This is a genomic window from Streptomyces gobiensis, from assembly GCF_021216675.1.
In the GTDB taxonomy this organism is placed as follows: domain Bacteria; phylum Actinomycetota; class Actinomycetes; order Streptomycetales; family Streptomycetaceae; genus Streptomyces; species Streptomyces gobiensis.
On record NZ_CP086120.1, the window covers coordinates 174,636 to 195,044 of the forward strand.

Below are 20,409 nucleotides of genomic sequence, written 5' to 3' on the forward strand. Positions count from 1 at the left end.
GGATCTCTCCTGACTCTGGGCTGGGACGCGCCGACGATTGCCGTGCGCAGCAGGAATCGTACCGAGACCGGTCCCCTCCGCGCGAAACGGTTACGGGCCGGGCGGCCGGAGGCCTTCGCAGGCGCCCTCGAAGAGGCCAAGGCTCTCGTGGGCGGACTTCAGCACCCGGTCCCGTCCCGTGCCGCTCACCGGGACCGGGGCGACCCCGGTGGCGCCGGTGATCCGCCGGAAGCCGCCCCGGCTCTCCAGCCGGCCGCAGACGCGTACCGGCAGCCCGGTGAGGTGGGCGTGCGCGGCGATCCGGTAGTCGTCCTCGCCGAGGGCGATACGGACCTGGGGAACCTCCGCCCCGGCCAGCACCCGCAGCCGCACGGCCCCGGGCCCGGCGGGCAGGGCGCGGCGCAGCCGGACGACGGCGCCGGTGACCCGTACCGGCACGGATGGCTCCGCACGGATGTAGCGCTTCCCGGCCTGCTGGAGTGCGGGCAGATCGGCCGCTGTGAACTCCACGGCCGCCGGGCGGGCGGGGCAGCCGGGCGGCGCTCCATGGGCGGGTGACCAGCGGAGGGTGATCCGTACCCGCTCGGCCGTGCAGAGCAGAGTGGACAGCGCCTCGGCGAGCTCCTGGCTGACCCCTGCCTCAACCGCCGGGCCGAAGGCGTCCGGGCGCCCGGTGGCGCGCTGCTGGTCGAGGGCGTCGCGGGTCGCGTGCAATGCGTGACGCAGTGTGGTGACCACGCCGCGCCCGTCCTCGACGGGCACCCGGGCGGCCAGTTGTCGTCCGTCGGCTGCCGGGACGAGCCGGACCCGGTCGGTGAGGGCCTCGGCCTGTCTCCGGTGCCGGGATCCGTGGTAGCCGACGCGGGCGCGGGTGGCCAGTGCCCCGGCGAGCAGCATCGCCCGGGCGGCGTGGGGGTTGGCGCGGCTCCAGTGGATCTCGTCGCCGGACGCGGTGGGGTCAGGGTCCATGGCGCGCTCCCTTCTAGCGGTTCCCTGTGTCTTGTCTCCGGGGAAGTCCTGAGCAAACCGGCCTGGTTGGAGCGCTGGGGCCAGCGGGTATCAGCCATGGGGAACGTATCGGTGGTGCGGGTCGGCGTGTTTCCCGGGGGAGTTGGACCATGGCTGTCTGGTGTGACGGGGCGCTGACCGCTTTCGCCACGGGTGGCCGGGGCGAGGACGTGGAGCGGGACCGGATGGGCTCGGCGGCGGTGTTCGCGCAGGCGGGGCGCGGGGTTCCAGGACATATCCTGCGCTGGCCCCGGCGTGGTGGCCGCCCGGCGGTCATGGTGGAGGAGATCGCCCGCACGCTGGCGGCGCGGGCGGCGGCTGGGGTGCCGCTGGTCGTGCTGGACGCTCCGTATGATCTGTCGCTGCTGGACCGGGAGTTGGGGCGCCACCGGGATGCGGGGCTGCCCCGCTATCTGGGGCGTTCTTCGCTGTGTGTGCTGGATCCGCTGGTGCTGGACCGGCAGTTGGACCGCTCCCGTCCGGGTGGCCGTTCGCTGGCGGAGTTGGCCGCGCACTATGGGGTGCGGCTGCCCGGCGACCTGGACGCCGGGGCGCGGGCGGTCGCGGCGCTGGGGCTGCTGCGGGCCATGGGGCGCCGGTTCGGACCGGGGCTGTCCCGCCACTCCCCCGCTGAGCTGCATGCGTTGCAGGCGGTCTGGCACGCCGTTCAAGTTCGTGCGCCGCAGGACTGGTTCGCGGGGACGGGACCGGCGGGGCGGGTGGACCCGGCGTGGCCGCTGCGCCCGGGTGTGCGTACGACGAAGGCCGGTCCGTCTGTCGACAAACCGGCCTGTTGAGGGTGGGCGATACTGGGTTCGAACCAGTGACCTCTTCGGTGTGAACGAAGCGCTCTCCCACTGAGCTAATCGCCCGCAGCGCTCTGCGGCACGCAGAGAACCATACAGTGCGGCTCACCCTTCATCCAAACCGTTTCCCAGCCGTGCCCGCAGTCCGCGCCGGCCGCCGCGCATCATCAGTGCGTGGTTGACCAGGAAGAGGGGGCGACCGGGCAGGGCGAGCAGCCGCATCAGCGGTTTGCGTACCTCCACCTGCTGCTCGAAGAGTGCCCGGGTGCCCTCGCGGTGCGCCGTTACCGTCCAGCGGGCCCAGCCCTCCAGGTCGCCGGTCATGGTGATCTCCAGCAGTCCGGCCTCGGGGTCATTCCGGGTCTCCCGGGCGGTTACCACCAGGTCGTACGGGAGGAAAGAGCGGAACCGCGCGGTGCCCGTGCGGCTGTCGGTCTCGGTCACCTCGCGCACCTGCGGCCACCAGGCCGGGTACTCCCGGGCACGCGCCAGGACGGCGAAGACGACGTCGGGTGGGGCCGGCACTTCCCACACATCCCGGAAGCGGTAGCGGGTCCATTTCATGCCTGGCTCCCTCCCCGGTGCGGCCGGAGCGCCCGGCTCCGGGCTGAGTATCCCGGCTGGATTCTGACCCGGACCGGACACCACTCAGGGCCCGGAGGCGAAAAACTCCGGGCCCTGGTGTGCGGTGGGCGATACTGGGTTCGAACCAGTGACCTCTTCGGTGTGAACGAAGCGCTCTCCCACTGAGCTAATCGCCCGCGCGGTGCGGCGACCACATTACCGCATGTCAGAGGGGCTCATGACCAACGGTGACCACCGGACACCGGTCACCCACAGTGACCGGATCGCCTCATCCGTCACTCTGGCCCCGTTCACCGGAATGGAGTCACCCCCTAAATCATCAATCCGCTGTACGAACGACTTGAAGACGCACAAATCCGACAGAGGGGTTTACAACCGGCCGGTAGGTGGCATGTCGATTTCGCCGACGTGCGAATCCCCGAGCGCACACTGAGCGAAAGGCCTTGGCGCTTATGAACACCACGGTCAGCTGCGAGCTGCACCTGCGCCTCGTTGTATCGAGCGAGTCCTCCCTGCCTGTACCTGCGGGCCTGCGGTATGACACGGCCGATCCCTACGCCGTGCATGCGACCTTCCACACCGGTGCCGAGGAGACGGTCGAGTGGGTGTTCGCCCGCGACCTCCTCGCAGAGGGGCTGCACCGCCCCACCGGCACCGGAGACGTCCGCGTATGGCCGTCCCGAAGTCACGGGCAGGGCGTCGTCTGTATCGCCCTCAGCTCCCCAGAGGGTGAAGCACTGCTGGAGGCCCCCGCGCGGGCCCTGGAGTCGTTCCTCAAGCGGACCGACGCCGCAGTGCCACCCGGTACCGAACACCGTCACTTCGACCTCGACACGGAGCTCTCGCACATTCTCGCCGAGAGCTGAGACCCACCGGATCACCCGCGCCGTCCGACTCGGGGCGACGGCTCGGGCCCGGTGTCCCGCCCAGGCACAGCGACGCCGTCGCCGCGCACCCACCGCGGCGGCGGCGTCCTCGCGCCCCTGAACCGACTAGAGTCTCCCGGCAGCGAGGCCCGCAGGGAAGCCGACGAGACACTGGCCAGGGAGCGACCGTGCTGATCAACCACGACACCCGGTGCGCGCTCGACAACGTGGTCGACCTGCTCAACACCGCACCCGACAACGACACGCCGGACAGCCTCACCGATGTGGACGCGCTGCGCGCCTACGTGGAGCGCAATGCCGTCAGCGATGTGGGCGACCTCAGCGACGCGGATCTCACCGCCGTACGGGCGGTACGCGACCATTTCGGCCAGGTCTTCGCCGCTGTCGACGCGCGCACCGCCGCGGAGCTGGTCAACGCGCTGGTCGCGGAGGCCGGGACCACGCCCCGGCTGACCGACCACGATGGCTATGACTGGCATGTCCACTACTTCGCCCCGGGCGCCTCCCTCGCCAACCATCTCGCGGCCGATGGCGGCATGGCCCTGGCCTTTCTCATCGTCGCCGGGGAACGGGAGCGGCTGCGCCGCTGCGCCGCGCCGGACTGCCGTCAGGCGTTCATCGATCTCTCCCGGAACCGGTCACGGCGTTACTGCTCCAGCCGTACCTGCGGTAATCGGCTCCATGTGGCGGCGTACCGGGCCCGCCAGCGAGGCACCGCCAGGGGGTAGCCCGAGTGGGCACAGCAGGGGACGGATTTGCTGCTCAGAGCAGGAAAAGGTCGTGGGTGGCTGTGATGAGGAGCAGGGCGCCGATGAAGGCCAGGAACAGCATCAGCGGTGGCTGGGAGAGGGCAAACAGACAGCCGCGTGTCTCCTGGGGAGCGGCGCTCTCATCAGCGGTCTGCGGCTCGGGCGGTGAGGGCGGGGCGTGATCCCCGGGGGTGTACGGCATCTCGCCGCGATCATGGCGTAGCTACGCTCAGCAAGTGGATCAACACGCCCAGCCCGCAGTGGAGTTCTTCAGATTCCGTGCTTCTTCAAGATGGCTTCGATATCGGAGAAATCCTCCGCCTCCGCCTGGCGCTTCGGCTTGGCCGCGTCGCCTGAGGTCACCGCGGGCCGCGAGGCTTCCGGCTGCACCGCCGGCCGCTGCTTGGCGCCCTCGTCCGAGCGGCCTTCCGCGAACTTGGCGATCAGGTAGAGCAGCACCGAGAGAGCGAGCACCGCGAAGCCCGCCCAGACGGTGGGCTTGAGGACGAGATCCGCGGCCCAGCTGCTGGCCGCCTGGATGACCTTGCCGCCCAGGCCCACCAGACCGGCCATCGCCAGCCCGATGGGCAGCAGCGAGACGGCGGCCAGCCGGGTGGCAGCAACAAAGCGGCGGCGGTAGGCCATCAGGAAGGAGACGGCCAGTCCGGCCGCGGAGAGTGCGGCACAGATGGTCAGGGTCAGCATGTCTCCATCCTGCCTCGTCCGGCGGGGACTGTGCCATGCCCGAACGGAGGTTCAGGACATCTGAGCTGTCAGACTGTCCTGCATGACCGCCCGCATCAACGATGACGCCGCCGCCCGCCCCGTACTCGATGTCTGGCTCGACCTCCAGTGTCCCGACTGTCATACGGCGCAGAGCGATCTGCGTGCGCTGCGTGAGCGGTACGGGGACGCCCTGGAGATCCGGCTGCGGCACTTTCCGCTGGCGAAGAACAAGCATGCCTACGCGGCCGCGCAGGCCGCCGAGGAGGCGTTCGTACAGGGCCAGGGCGAGGCGTACGCCGAAGCGCTGTTGGAGCGCACCACCGAGCTGCGTGAGCGCGGCGAGGAGGTGCTGGCGCAGGTCGCGGGGGAGCTCGGGCTGGACGTCGAGGAGGTGGAGACCTCGCTGATCGACGGGCGGCATCTGCTGGCCGTCGACGCGGACCAGGCCGAGGGCAAGGCGCTGGGCGTCAGCGGCACGCCGACGTATCTCATCGGCGGGGAGCGGCTGGATGGCGGCGAGAGCCAGCAGGGGCTGCGTCAGCGGCTTGAGGAGATCACCGACCGGCTGCTGGCCGAACGGGGCTAGGGGCCGCTAGAGCAGCGGCTTGCGGAGGTGGCGGGTGGTCGTCCGGTAGCCGAGTGATGTGTACAGCCGTCGGGCTGGGGTGTTCCCCGCGAACACCGTGAGCCCGAGGACGCGCGCTCCGGCTGCCAGGCACTCCTGCTCGGCCAGGTGCATCAGGGCGCGGCCGTGACCCCGGCCGCGGTGCTCCTCGGTGACCTGCATGTCGTACACATAGCCATCGCAGCCACCCGCCCCATCGCAGCCGTCGGTGTGGTCCGGCAGCCGCAGCCCGGCCCAGAGCGTGCCCACATCGGTGCCCTGGTGGGCGAGGATCCGCAGGATGGCGGCCCTGGTCGCGGCGCCGTCCGGGAGCATCCGGCGATGATCGGTCCCGGACTTTTCCTCGGCGGCCGCGCGGGGCAGGCCAAGGTTCATCCAGCTCTGGGCGTAAGTGGCCTTGGCGGTCGCCTGCCACACGGTGAACTCGGTACTGTCCATGGGCCGGGCGGCGCTGCCGATGGGCAGCTGTGGCGGCGTGGTCAGCTTCTTGGCCAGCGTGCGGCCGCGCTCGGTGTAACCGAGCGCGGTGGCGAGGTGCAGCGCTGCCTCAGCGTCGGCGGGGATGGCCAGCATTATCTGGCCGCAGCCCCAACCGCGCAGCACCTCTTCGGCGGCGAGCGCGGCGACGGTGGCCCGGCCCCAGCGGCGGTCGGGCACGGCGATGGTAAGCCCCTCGATCCGGCCGACCCCGGATGCCGGGGAGGCGTCCGTGGCGAGCCGGACGCTGCCGACGGGGCGGCTGTTGACGCAGACGTCGTACGTACGGGAGCGGGCGCCGTCCGTGGCCCGCAGCTCCGGCCCGCTGGGGCGCAGTGTCGTGGTCATCGCTGGATTTCTACCCGCTGGCGCGGTGCCGCGCTATAGGAATGGCAGCCTCAGGAACGGCAGCCTCACGGGTCGATGTCCGCGGCGGACCGCTCGTCAAAGATCCGCATGGCCTTGGTGGTGACCGGTCCTGGCGCGCCAGGGAGTTCCCGGCCGTCGATCCGGCGGACGGCCTGGACATCGCGGAGGGTGGAGGTGAGGAAGACTTCCTCGGCCCGGTCCAGGGCGTCCAGCGGGAGGTCGGTCTCCGTGGCACCGGTCCACTCCCTGACCAGGGCACGGGTGATTCCGGCAAGGCAGCCGGAGGCGAGCGGCGGGGTGTGCAGCTCGCCGTCAAGGACGACGAAGACATTGGAGCCGGTGCCCTCGCAGAGCTGTCCGACGGTGTTACCGAAGAGCGCTTCGGAGGCCGCCTGCTGGCGTGCGCGGGCCAGGGCCACGACGTTCTCCGCGTATGAGGTGGTCTTGAGGCCGGTCAGCGCACCACGCTCATTACGGACCCAGGGGACGGTGATCACAGCGGTGGTATCGGGGCGACGTGCGGTCTCGCCCACGGCGACGACAAGGGTGGGTCCCGTCTCGCCCCGGTCAGAGCCGAGCGGGGACAGACCGCCGGTGTAGGTGATGCGCAGCCGTCCCAGGGGCATCGGGTTGGCCTCCAGGACGGCGGCGCAGGCGCGGCGGACCTCCGCGCGGTCCGGCTCGGGCAGGCCGAGGCCACGGGCGGAGCTGGCGAGCCGGTCGAGGTGCCGGGTGAGGGCGAAGGACTTGCCGTCGGTGGCCTTGAGCGTCTCAAAGACGCCGTCGCCCACGGTCAGGCCATGGTCGAGCACGGAGACCCGTGCGCTGTCAGGGTCCCTGAGCTGCCCGTCCAGCCAGATCAGCGTCACGGTGTTACCTCCCGGTCGTACTCGGCTCGTACGCCCCCGACGCTACCGCGAGCAGCCGGGAGGCCTTGAGTTCTGTCTCCGCCCACTCCCGTTCCGGATCGGAGCCCCAGGTGATCCCGGCGCCGGTGCCGAAGCGCAACAGGGGGCCGTCGGGGCCGGTGCGCTCGATCCAGAAGGTGCGGATGCCCACCGCCAGCTCGCCGGTGCCGCGGTCGGCGTCGACCCAGCCGATGCCACCACAGTACGGGCCCCTGGGGGCGGTCTCCAGTGCGCTGATGATGCGCAGGGCGCTGGACTTCGGGGCGCCGGTGACCGAGCCGGGCGGGAAGGTGCCCTGGAACAGCTCGGCCCAGCCCGCGCCGTCAGCGAGTTCACCGCGCACGGTGGAGACAAGGTGGACCAGCCCGGGGTGCGGCTCGACCGCGCAGAGTGCCGGTACGGTGACCGATCCGGTGGCACAGACCCGGCCGAGATCATTGCGGACCAGATCGACGATCATCACGTTCTCCGCATGGTCCTTCTCCAGAAGGTCCTCGGCGGTGCGTCCGGTGCCCTTGATGGGGCCGGACTCGACGGTACGGCCGTCGCGGCGCAGATAGAGCTCGGGGGAGGCGGTGGCCACCTCAACACCATGGGCGGGGAGCCGGACGGTGCCCGCGTACGGGGCCGGGTTGCCGTGGGCGAGCAGGGCGCTCAGCTCGTCGATGTCAGCGGCCGCGGGCTCGGGCAGCGGCGCCGTGAGCACCCGGCAGAGGTTGGCCTGGTAGACCTCGCCGGCCGCTATGTACTCGCGTATCCGCCGCACCCTCGCGATATATCCGGCCCGGTCCAGGGAGGACGTCCAGTCGGTGGCCGCCGGACCCCGCCAACGGCCGGGTTCCGGCTGGGGGGCCGGAGCGGGCCGTATGTCGCCGAAGCGGGCGCACACGGTCCGGCCCTCGAAGTCCACGACCACCGCCCACCAGCCCGTGGAATCCAGGGCGGCGGGGTCGCTGGTGACATCCCGCAGGTCGGAGGCGACGAGGCCGCCGAAGCGGGCGAGGGGGACCTGATCGAGCACAGCTTCGAGTCTATGGGGGTCACACTGCGGAAACGGAATTTGAGCTGGCCCAGGAATCCGCTAAAGTTCAACACGTCGCCGGGACGTGGAAGCGGACCGGCGATGGGAGCACCTCTCAGCAATGGCTGGGGGAGGCACCTGCGGACGTGGCTCAGTTGGTAGAGCATCACCTTGCCAAGGTGAGGGTCGCGAGTTCGAATCTCGTCGTCCGCTCGAAGTGGGGGATCTTCCCGACCCCCGCACTCCTGGTGGAGTGGCCGAGAGGCGAGGCAACGGCCTGCAAAGCCGTCTACACGGGTTCAAATCCCGTCTCCACCTCTGCGGACGATTAGCTCAGCGGGAGAGCGCTTCCCTGACACGGAAGAGGTCACTGGTTCAATCCCAGTATCGTCCACTGGTCCGCGAGGACCATCCCGCGCGATTAGCTCAGCGGGAGAGCGCTTCCCTGACACGGAAGAGGTCACTGGTTCAATCCCAGTATCGCGCACGCACCACCAGGGCGGCTGTCACGGCCCGCATGGACGATTAGCTCAGCGGGAGAGCGCTTCCCTGACACGGAAGAGGTCACTGGTTCAATCCCAGTATCGTCCACCAGTTGAAGCCCCCGGCCAACGGCCGGGGGCTTCGCGGTGTTCCGGCCAGGGGGCTTGGGTCAGAGGGCTTGGGTCAAGGGGCTCGGGGGCTTGGGTCAGGAGGAGAAGAGCATCCGGCCGAAGCCCTTTTTGTGCCGCCGGTAGCCATGCTGCCCGTGCTGCGGGGCGCCCCAGGCGGGACCGGACGGGTACGGCTGGTGGGCCTGCGGGGCGGGTGGGGGCGGCGGGGCGGCCTGCTGTGACCACTGGGCCTCGAGGTTGGTGAGTGCTTCCAGCTCGCCGTAGTCGAGGAAGATCCCCCGGCAGCCGCTGCACTGCTCGATCTGGACACCACTGCGGTTGTACGTCTGCATCGGCGCACGGCACTTGGGACACTGCATGGTCGGTATCTTCTCCTCGGTGGCTCCGGGCTGGCCGCTCCAGCCCATTGTGCAGCTTACGGCCCCTGGTCAGGTGGAAGTTCGGCGATTCGGTAACAGGCGTCGGCCATCGCCCGCTCGACCTCGTCCAGTTCACGCCCGGCGGCCGCCGCTCCGGCGACGGCCACTGCGGTGATCTGGACGGTCAGTGCGCGGGCGGGCACATCCAACCGCGGCCAGGGGTCCTGGCCGCGGCCCGCGGGGACGGCCGTACCGCCCGCGGCCCGGTAGGCGCCGAGGAAACGGTCCCAGTCGGCGGGCGGCAGCAGCCCGGCGGCGAACCAGGCGGCCGGGCGGGCGAGATCCCACGCGGGATCGCCCAGGCCGAGGTCGTCGATGTCGATCAGCTGCCAGGGCCCGTCCGGCGCCGGGTGTCTCACCAGCTGGCCGAGGTGCAGGTCACCATGGCAGAGGGTGTTGCCGGTGCGTGGTGGCACGGCTCTACCGCGTGCCCAGGCGGGCAGCCGGGCCCAGGCCCGCTCGACGACTCCGGCGGCGGCTGTTCCGCCCGCGCCGCTGCGGCGCATCCGGGTCATCGCCCGGGCGGCCTTGGTGGGCCCGCGCATCGGGGGCAGCGGTCCGGGCAGCGCGGCCACCGGCACCGTGTGCAGCCGGGCGAGCAGCGTTCCGGCCTCCGCCCAGGGGGCGGATTCGGGGGCGTCGGGCGCGACCGGGGTCCCGTACGGCCACAGGGTCATCGGACGGCCGTCCGGCAGCGCCCCGAGCAGGCCGTCCGGGCCGGGGCCCGTACAGGCCAGCGGAGTGAGCAGGACGCGGTGCAGCAGAGGGTGGGCGGCGACGCGCAGCCTGAGCGCGAGCTGTGCCGGGTCGGCGTCGGGCGCATGCGCCTTGGCTGCCACGGACCCGCTGCGGACCACCGTGCCGTCGGGCCGCTGGGCGAGCACGACGGGCTCGGCTCCCGGCCCGCCCCGGGCGGCGGCGAGGGCTGACAGCCGCCGCACCGCTGATGTGCTCATGCGTCCCCCTGAGGTTCCCGGCCCAGATCTGGCGCCCCATGGATGGTACGGCCGCGACAGCGCGATGCCCGGGGCAGCTCCCCAGCTGCCCCGGGCATTCGTGCCGTCCGTCGCACCCCCCGTCCCCACGGGGTTGATGGCTGGAAGTCCCCGGCTCGGGCCGCTCTCCCGAGCCCGGGGCGCCGCTCAGCGCCCCAGCATTCCCGCCACGGACGACGCCTGTGTGACCACCGCTTCCACCCCGCCGAAGATGACGGCGAGCAGCAGCGCGAACGGGAGCACCATGGCGACGGCCACCAGGGGATGGCGGCGGCCGGAGGGTCGGGTACCGATGGCGGAGATCCCGGTGAGGACTCCCGCCACCCGCTCCTGAGCCCGGACCGCTGTACGCCCTGCTGTGTGCGCCATGGTTGAAGCTCCCGTCGTGGTCCGGGCGGCGGACGTCTGACCTCGGGGGACGAGTGCTGCGCCCGCCGCTTGACCTCAACATTAGGACCGCTCCAGGGCGCGGGCGTCATGCCGGCGTACTGGCTGCGGGGCCTCCCCCAGGATGACGCCGGACGCCCCCGGATACTCCCCAGGGTGGAGACGCGGCCTGAAATCCCCCAGGTCATCCCGGAGGGGTCAGGCTCCACCGCAGGTCAGCGCGCTGGCTCCGGACGAGTGTCGTGACGCGGCATCGGGTGTTCCACCAGGGCCAGAACGCGGTCCGCCATCCGATCTCCTGCTGATTCCCTGGTTTGTGGTACTTTTTGCCCATTCCGCGAGGGACCGGTTCGGGGGGAGCGGAATCACCAAGCGAGCGGTACGCAACACTCGTGCCGGTGGGGGCACTTCCATGCGCCTCAGCTATGAGGAGGTGACTTCTCTCACCTCCCCCACTCCCTATCGCAGCTGCGTCCCGACCCGGCGATCGGCCTTTCCAGCCACCGTTTCGTGGTCCGTGTGGCGTCCCGGCGTCCACTCGTATTTACACCCCATCACCTTTCAGCGCGTCATTCCCCCTACTGCGGCGGTCTGTTGGGCAGGACGGCGCGGCATGCCGTCGGCACTGACTGTCCGCATGCCGTTACTCCCAGGTTTTCACCGGGCACTGACATTGAGTTCGGCGCCGCGTGCGCGGCCTCTCGGCAGGCGCGGGCGGCAGTCCGTAAGCTGTGGACGTCAGACGGACCGGGCAGCGGGGATGGACATGGCGATGATGCGGCTCCGGCGCGAGGACCCGCGAGTCGTCGGCTCGTTCAGGCTCCATCGGCGGCTGGGCGCGGGCGGTATGGGCGTGGTGTATCTCGGCTCGGACCGGCGTGGGCAGCGGGTGGCCCTGAAGGTGATCCGGCCGGACCTCGCCGAGGACCAGGAGTTCCGTTCGCGCTTCGCACGCGAGGTATCGGCGGCACGGCGGATCCGTGGTGGCTGCACGGCCCGGCTGGTGGCGGCCGATCTGGACGCGGACCGGCCGTGGTTCGCCACCCAGTATGTGCCGGGGCCTTCACTGCATGACAAGGTGAACGAGGGCGGGCCACTGCCCCCGGCACAGGTCGCCGCCATCGGTGCGGCGCTCACCGAGGGGCTTGTGGCGGTGCACGAGGCCGGGGTGGTGCACCGGGACTTGAAACCGTCCAACATCCTCCTCTCGCCCAAGGGTCCGCGCATCATCGACTTCGGTATCGCCTGGGCAACGGGCGCGAGCACGCTGACCCATGTGGGTACGGCGGTCGGGTCGCCCGGGTTTCTCGCGCCTGAGCAGGTGCGGGGGGCGGCGGTGACGCCGGCGACGGACGTCTTCTCGCTGGGCGCGACGCTGGCGTACGCGGCGACGGCTGACTCACCCTTCGGGCAGGGCAGTTCCGAGGTGATGCTGTACCGCGTGGTGCACGAGGAGCCCCAGCTGCAGTCGGTGCCCGCGGCGTTGGCACCCATCGTGCACGCGTGTCTGGCGAAGTCGCCGGAGGACCGGCCGAGCACGCTGCAGTTGTCGTTGCGGCTCAAGGAGATCGCGGCGCGGGAGGCGCGGGGGCTGCCGGAAGGCGGGGCGGCGGGGGCTCGGCCGAGTGACCCTGGGCGCCGTGCCCAGGAACCCACGGAGCGGGCGGCGGCTCCCCGGACGCCCGCGGCGCCGCGGGCGTCGACGCCTCGCCCGGCGCCGCGCACGGCGCCGCGCACGGCGCCGCGCACGGGTTCCACCCGGGGGCGTGGCGGGCGCCCGGCAGCCCGCACGGGGGGCCGACCGCCGGCCCGGAACGGGCGGCGCCCTTCGCCCGGGCCGGACCGCAGGCTGCTGCGGCAGCGGCTGGTCGTCTTTGTCACCGTCACGCTGCTGGTGGCGCTGGGGATCGCGGCGGCACAGGGCTGCCAGGGGCCGGCCCGTAGTCTGCCCGCGCTGACGGTGCCGGTGTCCGCGGCGGGGTGACATTCGCTGTGCGCTTGGCTGCGCCGCCTGGGTGGGGTTCCCCGTGTCCCGCCCCTTTCCGGCTGTGCCGATGTGCGGCTGCGCCGCGTGGCGGGCTCCGCCCCGGGTGCGGGGTGCTGGGGGTGGGTTTCCCCAATTCCCGCCCCTTCCCGTAACCGGGGCTTCGCCCCGGGCCCCGGGGTTGGCCCGGTGCGGGCCGGTGGCCGGGTGTTGTGCCCACCCGTTCCGCCCCTCGGGCGGCCCGAGTGCCCACAACACAGTGGCGGCCCGGCGCTGGGAGGCGGGAGGACGCCGTTAGAGAGGGGTGGTGCCCAGAGCGTAGAAGGCGACTGCGGCGGCGGCGCCTACGTTCAGGGAGTCGACGCCGTGGGCCATCGGGATACGGACCCATTCTTCGGCGGCCATCAGAGCACGGGTGGACAGCCCTTCGCCCTCGGCGCCCAGCATCAGGGCGACGCGGGCCAGCCCGCGCGAAGCGGCATCGCCAATGGGCACGGCCTTTTCATCAGGGGTGAGGGCGAGCAGGGTGAAGCCCGCCTCCCGGACCGTCTGCAGGCTGTGCGGCCAGCTCTCCAGACGGGCGTACGGCATCGAGAAGACCGCGCCCATGGAGACCTTGACGGACCGCCGGTAGAGCGGATCGGCGCAGTCCGGGGAGAGCAGGACCGCGTCCATGCCGAGGGCGGCCGCGCTGCGGAAGATGGCGCCGATGTTCGTATGGTCGTTGACCGATTCCATCACCACGACCCGGTGCGCGGTCGCCAGCAGCTCCGACGGGTCGGTGAGCGGCTTGCGCTGCATCGAGGCGAGGGCGCCGCGGTGTACGTGATAGCCCGTCACCCGCTCGGCCAGCTCGGGGCTCACGGCGTAGACGGGTGCGGGGACCTCGTCGATGACATCGCGCATGACCTCGACCCACTTGGCGGAGAGCAGCATCGACCGCATCTCGTAGCCCGCGTGCCTGGCACGACGGATGACCTTCTCGCCCTCGGCGATGAAGAGGCCTTCGGCGGGCTCGCGTTTGCGTCTGAGCTCGACATCGGTCAGTCCGGTGTAGTCGCTCAGCCGTGGGTCATCGGGGTTGTCGATGGTGATGAGATCAGCCACAGGGTGATACTGCCTTGTCCGGCTCGAAGTGCCAATGCGGTCAGGCGTGGCTCCGGCGTGTGGCCGACGCTACGTTCACCACATCGCCGATGACGATGACCGCCGGAGGCCGTACGCCCTCCGCCGTCGCGGTCTCGGCGACCGTGGCGAGGGTGGCGTCCACCCGGCGCTGGGCCGCCATGGTGCCCTCCTGCACGATGGCCACCGGGGTTTCGGCGTCCCGGCCGTGGGCGACCAGGGCCTCGGCGATGGCGCCGATACGTTCCACCGCCATCAGCAGAACGAGCGTGCCACGCAGCTTGGCGAGCGCCGCCCAGTCAACGAGCGAGCGCTCATCGTCGGGGGCGACATGGCCGCTGACCACGGTGAACTCATGGGCGACCCCGCGGTGGGTGACCGGGATACCGACGGCGCCCGGCACGCTGATGGAGCTGGAGATGCCGGGCACGACGGTGACCGGGACACCGGCCTCGGCCAGCGCCTCGGCCTCCTCCATGCCCCGGCCGAAGACGAAGGGGTCGCCGCCCTTGAGGCGGACGACGGACTTGCCCGCCTTGGCATGCTCGATCAGGGCGTTGTTGATGGCTTCCTGGGCCATGGCCCGGCCATAGGGGATCTTCGCGGCATCGATGACCTCGACATGCGGGGGAAGTTCATCGAGAAGGTCGCGGGGGCCAAGGCGGTCGGCGATCACTACGTCCGCCTCGGCGAGCAGCCGGCGGCCCCGGACGGTGATCAGGTCCGGGTCGCCGGGGCCCCCGCCGACCAGCGCGACTCCCGCCGTACGGGCCCGGTGCTGGGGCGCTACGAGGCTGCCGTCGCGGAGGCCCTCGACCACGGCGTCCCGCACGGCGGCGGAGCGGCGCGGGTCACGGCCGGTGAGGACGGCGACGGTGACGCCCTCGCTGCGTCCGGTCGCCGGGGTCCAGGCGGTGGCGGCCTCGGCGTCATCGCTGCGGACGCACCAGACGCGGCGCCGCTCGGCTTCGTCGGAGGCGGCGGCGTTGGCCTCCAGATCGCTGCTGGCGATCAGTGCGTACCAGGCGCCGTCCAGGTCGCCGTCCTGGTAGCCACGGCGCTCCCACTGGATTTCACCCGCCTCGGCCATGGCCTCCACCGAGGGGGTGGCCGAGGGTGCGATCAGCAGGATGTCGGCGCCCGCGGCGACCAGCGCGGGAAGCCGGCGCTGGGCGACGGTGCCGCCGCCGACGACGACCACGCGACGTCCGCTCAGGCGCAGTCCGACGGGATACGCGGGGGTGTCCGGCATGACGGTGCGGCTCCTTGGGCGCTGGTGCTGGCCGCTGCGACGACGAAGCGGTGTTATGGGCACACTGTAAAGGTCGGGCGGGGGTCAGTTCTTCTCGGTGACGCCCGCCGAGTCAAAGGTGGCGACCTCGTGCATCGCACGCGCGGCGCTCTGCACCACCGGCAGGGCCAGCAGGGCGCCAGTGCCCTCGCCCAGCCGGAGATCGAGGTCGACCAGTGGACGCAGGCCCAGCTTGGTCAGCGCCGCCACATGGCCCGGCTCCGCGCTGCGGTGGCCCGCGATACACGCCGCCAGCGCCTCCGGGGCGATCGCCCGCGCGACCAGCGCCGCGGCTCCCGCGCTGACGCCGTCCAGGATGACCGGTGTACGCAGTGAGGCACCGCCGAGAATCAGACCGATGATGGCGGCGTGCTCCAGGCCGCCGATCGCGGCGAGGACACCGATGGGGTCGGCGGGATCCGGCTGGTGGAGTTCGAGCGCGCGACGCACGATATCGACCTTACGGGCGTGCATCTCGTCATTGATGCCGGTGCCCCGTCCGGTCACCTCAGCCGGGTCGGAGCCGGTATACACCGAGATCAGGGCGGCCGAGACGGTGGTGTTGGCGATGCCCATCTCGCCGGTGAGCAGCGCCTTGTTGCCCGCCGCGACCAGATCGCGGGCGGTCTCGATGCCCACCTCGATGGCGCGCAGCACCTCTTCCCGCTCCAGCGCGGGTCCGAGGGTGAAGTCCGCCGTGCCGGGCCGGACCTTGCGCGGCAGCAGCCCGGGGGTGCTGGGCAGTTCGCCCGCGACGCCGACATCGACGACACAGACCTCGGCGCCGACCTGGTTGGCGAAGGCGTTGCAGACGGCGCCGCCACCGAGGAAGTTGGCGACCATCTGCGCCGTGACCTCCTGCGGCCAAGCGGTGACGCCCTGGCTGTGCACCCCGTGGTCACCGGCGAAGATAGCGACGGCCGCGGGCTCCGGAATCGGTGGCGGGCACTGCCGCGAAAGGCCGCTGAGCTGTGCGGAGATGATCTCCAGCATGCCCAGCGCACCCGGGGGCTTGGTCATCCGCTTCTGCCGCTCCCAGGCCTCGCCCAGTGCCTTGGCGTCCAGTGGGCGGATGCCCTCCAGCGTCTCGGCCAGCAGATCGTGCGGCTCGGCGCCGGGCAGGGCGCGGCGGCCGTAGGACTCCTCGTGGACGACCCAGGACAGCGGGCGGCGCTTGGACCACCCGGCCTGCATCAGCTCGGGCTCCTGCGGGAACGCGTCGACGTATCCGACGCACAGATAGGCAACGACCTCCAGGTGCCCCGGCAGGCCGAGCGCGCGGACCATCTCGCGCTCGTCGAAGAAGCTGACCCAGCCGACGCCCAGGCCCTCGGCGCGGGCGGCGAGCCAGAGGTTCTCGACGGCCAGCGCGGAGGAGTACGGCGCCATCTGCGGCTGGGTGTGACGGCCGAGGGTGTGGCGGCCGCCGCGGGTGGGGTCGGCGGTGACGACGATATTGACCGGGGTATCGAGGATCGCCTCGATCTTCAGTTCCTTGAACTGCTTGGCGCGGGCCTTGGGCAGCGACTTGGCGTAGGCCTCACGCTGCCGGGTGGCCAGCTCGTGCATCGTCCGGCGGGTCTCCCCGGAGCGGATGATGACGAAGTCCCAGGGCTGGGAGTGCCCGACGCTGGGCGCGGTGTGGGCCGCCTCCAGAACGCGCAGCAGCACCTCATGGGGGATGGGATCGGGCCGGAAGCCGTTGCGGATGTCGCGTCGCTCGCGCATCACCCGGTGCAGCGCTTCCCGTTCGGCCTCGGGGTATCCGGGAGCGGGGGGCGAGGGCTCGGTCGGCTCTGCGGGCTCGGCGGGCTGTGCCGCGGGCTCGGCGGGCTGCTCGGGAGGGCCGGGGGGCCCGGCGGCCTCCGTGGCTTCGGCGGACTTGGGGCTCTCGGGCACCGGCTGCGGGGTGCCTTCAGCGGGGGTGCGCTCAGCCGGGGTGTTCAACAGCGCGGCGTCCTCGGAGCGCGGGGCGGGTACGACCTGTACCCCGGCGGGTGGGGTCGCGGGGACGGCCGCCGGGTTCTCCTGCGGCTCAGCGGGCTGCGGCTCGTCGGGCTCGCTGGGCTGGGTCTGGGCGGCGGGGGCCTGGGCGGGAACGGGTACGGCTTCCATGATCTGGGGCCCCGCCCCGGGCACGGCGGCGACGGCGAGTTGGGGCTCGGCCGCAACGGGGGCGGGCCCGGACTGGGCGTCGGCCGGGGTCTCGGCGGCCACGGGAGGCGCCGGGTTCAGCGGCTCCTCGGTGGCCGCGGGAGGCTCGGCGGCGGCCGGGGCGGGGGCGGGTTGCGGTGGCTCCGGCGCGGGCTGCTGAGCGGCCATGGGCGGCACCGGTACGGCCTCGGCCGCAGGCGCGGGCTCGGCCGCCGGTACGGGCTCGGCCGCCGGTACGGGCTCGGCCGCCGGTACGGGCTCGGCCGCCGGTACGGGCTGGGCAGCAGGCGTGGGCTCTGCCGCCTCCGGGCTGGGCGGCGGGGTCTCGGACGGCGTGTGGTCGACCGTTTCTGCTGAGGTCGCAGGCGGGGCTTCGGCGTGCCAGGCGCCTGGCTGCGGTGGCAGTGCGCCCAGCTGAGGGGCGGGCAGCGGCGCCGATTCCTCCGGTGCCGGGGCGGCAGCCTCCGCCGCGGCGGGCGGCGCGGCGGGCTCCTCGTGTGCGACGTCCAGGTACTCGGGGCCGGCGGTGGGCGGCCCCGGCTGCCGGACGGGCGCGTGCGCTTCGGGTCCGGGCATGGCGGGCGGCGGGCTGGCCGCCGCGCTGGGGCCACGGTCGGCGAGCGAACGTACCGCGCCGGACTGTTCCGGCACGGGCGGGCCGAGGTGCAGCGGACGGCGCGGTGCGGCACCAGGCGGTGTGCGGACAGCGCCGTAGTCAAGGGACCCGGAGTCACGTCCCTCGGTCTCATGCGCTCCCGGCACCGAACCGGCGGGCGACTGCTGGCCGGGGTCGCTCCAGGGGCCCTGGGTGCCGGGCATCAGGAGCAGATCGTCCTCATCCGCTGCCGCACCGCCGGCGGCCGGGTCCGCGAAGTACGCGCCGGGAGCCGGTACGCCCGGCTGCTCCGGCTGTGCGCCTGCGCTCTCCGGCTGTCCCTCGCCCGGGACCTGGCCGGTGTCAGTCATGCGTACCCCTCGCCCATCGGTAGTGCTCCTTCCAGCCCCGGCGGGACCTACGCGCCTCCCGTAGAGAAGAACGAGCGTGCACAGCACGCGGTACGTCTCCCCGCCTACACCATCCCGACATTGTCGACATAGCGTCAACCCCGGTTGGTGGCACAACAGTCCATCAGCCTACCCGGGACGTCAGGCCGCACCAGCCATGGGTGCACGAGTGACCCCGGTTGGTCACGCTTCGCTCCGCGAAAGATCACATACGGCTGCCGGACAGCAAGAAGACAACGGAGCGTTCACGCTCGGTCCACTGCGCCGTGTGCCCGGTCTGCCCGGTGTACTCGGTGTTCAGCTCCACCGACTGCAGCAGCGCGCACTCCACGGTGTATCCGCCGTCAGCGAGCACCCTGCCAATCCCTTCGGCCTCATCCCGGGTGGTGGCGTGGGTGACAATGCACTCGGGGCGCCGGTCGGCGCAGGCCGCTACGGTACGCAGGCCCCCGCCGCCGATGCGCACCACATCGGGCTCGGGGAGGTTCTCCAGCACCTGCGGGGCGCCACCGTGCACGACCTGAAGCTGAGCACCGAAGCGGCGGGCGGCAGCGGTGGTGCGGGCGCAGGCGTCGGCGTTACGGTCAACGGCGATCACAGCCGCGCCGAACCGGGCAGCCGCCACCGCGGTGGCGCCGCTGCCCGCGCCAATATCCCAGACCAGATCGCCGATACGGGGACCAAGCCGGGCGAGCTGGGCGGCGCGCAGCTGAACGGATTCCCCAACAGTCCCGGCGCTGACGCCCGCAGGTGCTCCGGCGTACTCCCCCACCGGCTGCGCCCAGCCGCGCGGTGCGTCCGGATAGCCGGGGTGGTGCGCGGCGAGCCACCCTCCCCCGGACGCGGCGGCCTGGGCGGACCCCCGGCCCTGCACGGTGCCGGAGGGCGCACCGGCGCCATGGCCGCCGACGACGATGACGATATTGGGGTCCCGCCAGATGTGGTCGGCGGCCTTGTCGGATGTGAGGACGGTGATCCGTTCCTGTGCGGTGCCCAGTGCCTCACAGATGACGAAGGTGCGGTGCACCCCGGCGAGCAGCAGGGCGAGTTCGGCCGGTCCCGCTCCCGGTGAGGTGAGGACGGCGACCTTGGTATGTGCCCGGCAGACATTGACGGCCCGGCGCAGGGTGCGGCTGTGGGCCACCACGATCTGGGCGTCATCCCAGGGCATTCCGGCACGGGCGAAGGCGGCGGCGACCGCCGACACAGCGGGGACGACCTCGACCTCGAGTCCGTGTTCGGGCGCCCGCAGGGTGCGTACGACCCCGAAGAAACCCGGGTCACCGTCGGCCAGCACCACCGCGGTGCCCCGGTGCTGCGCGATCCGCTGAGCGGCGAGGGAGACACTGCCCAGCCGGATCCGTTCAGCCCCCGGCGGCACCTCGGGCATTGCCAGATGGTGGGCGGCCCCCGCGACGAGGGTGGCCGCGCCGAGCGCGGCACGGGCGGCACCGGTCAGCGGCGAGCCGTCCCACCCGATCACGGTGACACGGTCGGCCATCGGCGGGACTCTCCTGGGCTCGTCGCAGGTCGGGGGCGCCAGTGAGACTACCTCCCGCCGCCGTTCCGCTCGTCCCCGGGTGCGGTCAGTTCCAGTCGGCGTACGGTGTGTAGCTGCCCAGCTCGGCCGACTGCTCGGCGACACCGTCGAGGTCCTCGGGGATCAGGCTCCATACGATCAGGTCGGTACGGATATCCGTCCAGCCACCGTCCTCGGTACGGCTGCGCGCTATCCAGGCGTTGCGCAGCACGCCCTCGCTGATACAGCCGATCCGCTGAGCGACCTGCTGGGAGGCGGTGTTGTCGGCGGCGGTACGCAGTTCCAGACGCTCGAACTTCTGGTCCTGGAAGAGCCACCCCGCGACCGCGAGCACCGACTCGGACGCATAGCCCTCGCCGCGCGCCCAGGGCGCGACGACATAGATGGCCTCGGTGGCCAGGGTGCGCCAGTCGGCGTTCTTCAGCTGGACGGTGCCTACCAGTCGCTGAGTGAGGAATTCGGTGACGGCGAAGACGATGCCGCGCCCCGTGGCGCGCTCGGCGGGCGCGCGCCGGGTGATCCACTGTCTGGCGTCATGCTCGGTATACGGGACAGGCGCACTGGTCCAGGCGGTGACGAGCTCATCGTTCATCATCTCCGCGAAGGCGGGGATATCCGCTTCCTCGAACGGGCGCAGCACGAGCCGGTCCGTACTGATCGAGATGTCCGGGAAGGTGGAAGTCATGCGCCGCTCCATGCCTTTGGGGTCAAGTGCACAGCATGCAGCATTGGCC

Annotated in this window: 20 protein-coding genes and 7 tRNA genes; 10 read left to right on the forward strand and 17 right to left on the reverse strand. The window is 71.9% G+C overall.

The genetic code is table 11. From position 1 onward, the window contains the following. Window positions 1–90: 90 nt before the first annotated feature. Window positions 91–969: a hypothetical protein gene (locus test1122_RS00825; protein ID WP_338423499.1), complete on the reverse strand. Its 879-nt coding sequence runs from the start codon at window positions 967–969 to the stop codon at window positions 91–93. 149 nt (window positions 970–1,118) lie between these two features. Between test1122_RS00825 and test1122_RS00830 the strand changes: the two genes are divergently transcribed. Next, window positions 1,119–1,805 carry a 3'-5' exonuclease family protein gene (locus test1122_RS00830; protein ID WP_232267218.1) on the forward strand — a complete coding sequence of 229 codons (687 nt, stop codon included), beginning with the start codon at window positions 1,119–1,121 and terminating at the stop codon, window positions 1,803–1,805. Window positions 1,806–1,808: 3 nt separating this feature from the next. Here test1122_RS00830 and test1122_RS00835 read toward each other — a convergent pair. The 3 genes from test1122_RS00835 to test1122_RS00845 all read right to left on the reverse strand — a co-directional run bounded on the left by test1122_RS00835 (window position 1,809) and on the right by test1122_RS00845 (window position 2,575). Beyond that, window positions 1,809–1,880, reverse strand: a tRNA-Val gene (locus test1122_RS00835). A 39-nt stretch (window positions 1,881–1,919) separates the two neighbouring features. After that, a complete protein-coding gene (locus test1122_RS00840; RefSeq protein WP_232267219.1) occupies window positions 1,920–2,378 on the reverse strand; it encodes an SRPBCC family protein in 459 nt (152 codons plus the stop codon). A gap of 125 nt (window positions 2,379–2,503) precedes the next feature. After that, a tRNA-Val gene (locus test1122_RS00845) sits at window positions 2,504–2,575 on the reverse strand. A gap of 276 nt (window positions 2,576–2,851) precedes the next feature. Here test1122_RS00845 and test1122_RS00850 point away from each other — a divergent pair. Both test1122_RS00850 and test1122_RS00855 read left to right on the forward strand, forming a co-directional pair. Next, window positions 2,852–3,265, forward strand: coding sequence for an SsgA family sporulation/cell division regulator (locus test1122_RS00850; protein ID WP_003959770.1), 414 nt, complete (start codon window positions 2,852–2,854; stop codon window positions 3,263–3,265). A 188-nt stretch (window positions 3,266–3,453) separates the two neighbouring features. Beyond that, entirely contained in the window at window positions 3,454–4,014 is a 561-nt protein-coding gene (locus test1122_RS00855; protein ID WP_232267220.1) for a CGNR zinc finger domain-containing protein, read from the forward strand. Between the two features lie 34 nt (window positions 4,015–4,048). Here test1122_RS00855 and test1122_RS00860 read toward each other — a convergent pair whose 3' ends face one another. Further along, a complete protein-coding gene (locus tag test1122_RS00860; protein ID WP_232267221.1) occupies window positions 4,049–4,237 on the reverse strand; it encodes a hypothetical protein in 189 nt (62 codons plus the stop codon). A 68-nt stretch (window positions 4,238–4,305) separates the two neighbouring features. Then, a complete protein-coding gene (locus test1122_RS00865) occupies window positions 4,306–4,740 on the reverse strand; it encodes a hypothetical protein (protein WP_232267222.1) in 435 nt (144 codons plus the stop codon). Window positions 4,741–4,822: 82 nt separating this feature from the next. Between test1122_RS00865 and test1122_RS00870 the strand changes: the two genes are divergently transcribed. Beyond that, the gene (locus tag test1122_RS00870; RefSeq protein ID WP_232267223.1) at window positions 4,823–5,347 is read left to right on the forward strand and encodes a DsbA family protein; all 525 of its coding nucleotides are present in this window, start codon (window positions 4,823–4,825) and stop codon (window positions 5,345–5,347) included. A 6-nt stretch (window positions 5,348–5,353) separates the two neighbouring features. Here test1122_RS00870 and test1122_RS00875 read toward each other — a convergent pair whose 3' ends face one another. The 3 genes from test1122_RS00875 to test1122_RS00885 form a co-directional block, all read right to left on the reverse strand. Beyond that, window positions 5,354–6,211: a GNAT family N-acetyltransferase gene (locus test1122_RS00875; protein WP_232267224.1), complete on the reverse strand. Its 858-nt coding sequence runs from the start codon at window positions 6,209–6,211 to the stop codon at window positions 5,354–5,356. Window positions 6,212–6,276: 65 nt separating this feature from the next. Continuing rightward, window positions 6,277–7,095, reverse strand: a complete 819-nt coding sequence (locus tag test1122_RS00880) for an aminotransferase class IV (protein ID WP_232271694.1) — start codon at window positions 7,093–7,095, stop codon at window positions 6,277–6,279. Between the two features lie 10 nt (window positions 7,096–7,105). Then, window positions 7,106–8,161: a chorismate-binding protein gene (locus tag test1122_RS00885; protein ID WP_232267225.1), complete on the reverse strand. Its 1,056-nt coding sequence runs from the start codon at window positions 8,159–8,161 to the stop codon at window positions 7,106–7,108. 140 nt (window positions 8,162–8,301) lie between these two features. On the opposite strand from test1122_RS00885, the gene test1122_RS00890 reads away from it, so the two are divergent. The 5 genes from test1122_RS00890 (at window position 8,302) to test1122_RS00910 (ending at window position 8,755) form a co-directional block, all read left to right on the forward strand. Next, window positions 8,302–8,374 (forward strand) — tRNA-Gly (locus test1122_RS00890). 34 nt (window positions 8,375–8,408) lie between these two features. After that, a tRNA-Cys gene (locus tag test1122_RS00895) sits at window positions 8,409–8,479 on the forward strand. A gap of 4 nt (window positions 8,480–8,483) precedes the next feature. After that, window positions 8,484–8,555 (forward strand) — tRNA-Val (locus test1122_RS00900). A gap of 21 nt (window positions 8,556–8,576) precedes the next feature. Further along, a tRNA-Val gene (locus test1122_RS00905) sits at window positions 8,577–8,648 on the forward strand. Between the two features lie 32 nt (window positions 8,649–8,680). Then, window positions 8,681–8,755, forward strand: a tRNA-Val gene (locus tag test1122_RS00910). Between the two features lie 94 nt (window positions 8,756–8,849). Here the strand turns inward: test1122_RS00910 and test1122_RS00915 are convergent. The 3 genes from test1122_RS00915 to test1122_RS00925 form a co-directional block, all read right to left on the reverse strand. Beyond that, window positions 8,850–9,134, reverse strand: a complete 285-nt coding sequence (locus test1122_RS00915; protein WP_232267226.1) for a TFIIB-type zinc ribbon-containing protein — start codon at window positions 9,132–9,134, stop codon at window positions 8,850–8,852. Between the two features lie 56 nt (window positions 9,135–9,190). After that, window positions 9,191–10,150, reverse strand: a complete 960-nt coding sequence (locus test1122_RS00920; RefSeq protein WP_232267227.1) for a phosphotransferase — start codon at window positions 10,148–10,150, stop codon at window positions 9,191–9,193. Window positions 10,151–10,336: 186 nt separating this feature from the next. Further along, a complete protein-coding gene (locus test1122_RS00925; protein ID WP_232267228.1) occupies window positions 10,337–10,558 on the reverse strand; it encodes a hypothetical protein in 222 nt (73 codons plus the stop codon). A 784-nt stretch (window positions 10,559–11,342) separates the two neighbouring features. Between test1122_RS00925 and test1122_RS00930 the strand changes: the two genes are divergently transcribed. After that, window positions 11,343–12,560 carry a serine/threonine-protein kinase gene (locus test1122_RS00930; RefSeq protein ID WP_232267229.1) on the forward strand — a complete coding sequence of 406 codons (1,218 nt, stop codon included), beginning with the start codon at window positions 11,343–11,345 and terminating at the stop codon, window positions 12,558–12,560. A gap of 294 nt (window positions 12,561–12,854) precedes the next feature. Here the strand turns inward: test1122_RS00930 and test1122_RS00935 are convergent, their stop codons facing one another. The 5 genes from test1122_RS00935 to test1122_RS00955 form a co-directional block, all read right to left on the reverse strand. Next, window positions 12,855–13,667, reverse strand: a complete 813-nt coding sequence (locus test1122_RS00935) for a TrmH family RNA methyltransferase (protein ID WP_232267230.1) — start codon at window positions 13,665–13,667, stop codon at window positions 12,855–12,857. A 40-nt stretch (window positions 13,668–13,707) separates the two neighbouring features. After that, window positions 13,708–14,937: a uroporphyrinogen-III C-methyltransferase gene (gene cobA, locus test1122_RS00940; RefSeq protein WP_232267231.1), complete on the reverse strand. Its 1,230-nt coding sequence runs from the start codon at window positions 14,935–14,937 to the stop codon at window positions 13,708–13,710. An 84-nt stretch (window positions 14,938–15,021) separates the two neighbouring features. After that, window positions 15,022–18,096 (reverse strand): nicotinate-nucleotide--dimethylbenzimidazole phosphoribosyltransferase, encoded by a 3,075-nt coding sequence (gene cobT, locus test1122_RS00945; protein WP_232267232.1) that lies wholly within the window; start codon window positions 18,094–18,096, stop codon window positions 15,022–15,024. 244 nt (window positions 18,097–18,340) lie between these two features. Further along, window positions 18,341–19,636 carry a precorrin-6y C5,15-methyltransferase (decarboxylating) subunit CbiE gene (cbiE, locus tag test1122_RS00950; protein WP_232267233.1) on the reverse strand — a complete coding sequence of 432 codons (1,296 nt, stop codon included), beginning with the start codon at window positions 19,634–19,636 and terminating at the stop codon, window positions 18,341–18,343. Window positions 19,637–19,721: 85 nt separating this feature from the next. Beyond that, window positions 19,722–20,360, reverse strand: coding sequence for a GNAT family N-acetyltransferase (locus test1122_RS00955; RefSeq protein ID WP_232267234.1), 639 nt, complete (start codon window positions 20,358–20,360; stop codon window positions 19,722–19,724). Window positions 20,361–20,409: the final 49 nt, after the last annotated feature.

What these genes read in the sequence shown, in the direction of transcription:
- test1122_RS00825 (WP_338423499.1), bottom strand. Translation starts at nt 969, where the DNA reads ATGGACCCTGACCCCACCGCGTCCGGCGACGAGATCCACTGGAGCCGC.
- test1122_RS00830 (WP_232267218.1), top strand. Translation starts at nt 1,119, where the DNA reads ATGGCTGTCTGGTGTGACGGGGCGCTGACCGCTTTCGCCACGGGTGGC.
- test1122_RS00840 (WP_232267219.1), bottom strand. Translation starts at nt 2,378, where the DNA reads ATGAAATGGACCCGCTACCGCTTCCGGGATGTGTGGGAAGTGCCGGCC.
- test1122_RS00850 (WP_003959770.1), top strand. Translation starts at nt 2,852, where the DNA reads ATGAACACCACGGTCAGCTGCGAGCTGCACCTGCGCCTCGTTGTATCG.
- test1122_RS00860 (WP_232267221.1), bottom strand. Translation starts at nt 4,237, where the DNA reads ATGCCGTACACCCCCGGGGATCACGCCCCGCCCTCACCGCCCGAGCCG.
- test1122_RS00865 (WP_232267222.1), bottom strand. Translation starts at nt 4,740, where the DNA reads ATGCTGACCCTGACCATCTGTGCCGCACTCTCCGCGGCCGGACTGGCC.
- test1122_RS00870 (WP_232267223.1), top strand. Translation starts at nt 4,823, where the DNA reads ATGACCGCCCGCATCAACGATGACGCCGCCGCCCGCCCCGTACTCGAT.
- test1122_RS00875 (WP_232267224.1), bottom strand. Translation starts at nt 6,211, where the DNA reads ATGACCACGACACTGCGCCCCAGCGGGCCGGAGCTGCGGGCCACGGAC.
- test1122_RS00915 (WP_232267226.1), bottom strand. Translation starts at nt 9,134, where the DNA reads ATGCAGTGTCCCAAGTGCCGTGCGCCGATGCAGACGTACAACCGCAGT.
- test1122_RS00920 (WP_232267227.1), bottom strand. Translation starts at nt 10,150, where the DNA reads ATGAGCACATCAGCGGTGCGGCGGCTGTCAGCCCTCGCCGCCGCCCGG.
- test1122_RS00925 (WP_232267228.1), bottom strand. Translation starts at nt 10,558, where the DNA reads ATGGCGCACACAGCAGGGCGTACAGCGGTCCGGGCTCAGGAGCGGGTG.
- test1122_RS00930 (WP_232267229.1), top strand. Translation starts at nt 11,343, where the DNA reads ATGGCGATGATGCGGCTCCGGCGCGAGGACCCGCGAGTCGTCGGCTCG.
- cobA (WP_232267231.1), bottom strand. Translation starts at nt 14,937, where the DNA reads ATGCCGGACACCCCCGCGTATCCCGTCGGACTGCGCCTGAGCGGACGT.
- cobT (WP_232267232.1), bottom strand. Translation starts at nt 18,096, where the DNA reads ATGACTGACACCGGCCAGGTCCCGGGCGAGGGACAGCCGGAGAGCGCA.
- cbiE (WP_232267233.1), bottom strand. Translation starts at nt 19,636, where the DNA reads ATGGCCGACCGTGTCACCGTGATCGGGTGGGACGGCTCGCCGCTGACC.
- test1122_RS00955 (WP_232267234.1), bottom strand. Translation starts at nt 20,360, where the DNA reads ATGACTTCCACCTTCCCGGACATCTCGATCAGTACGGACCGGCTCGTG.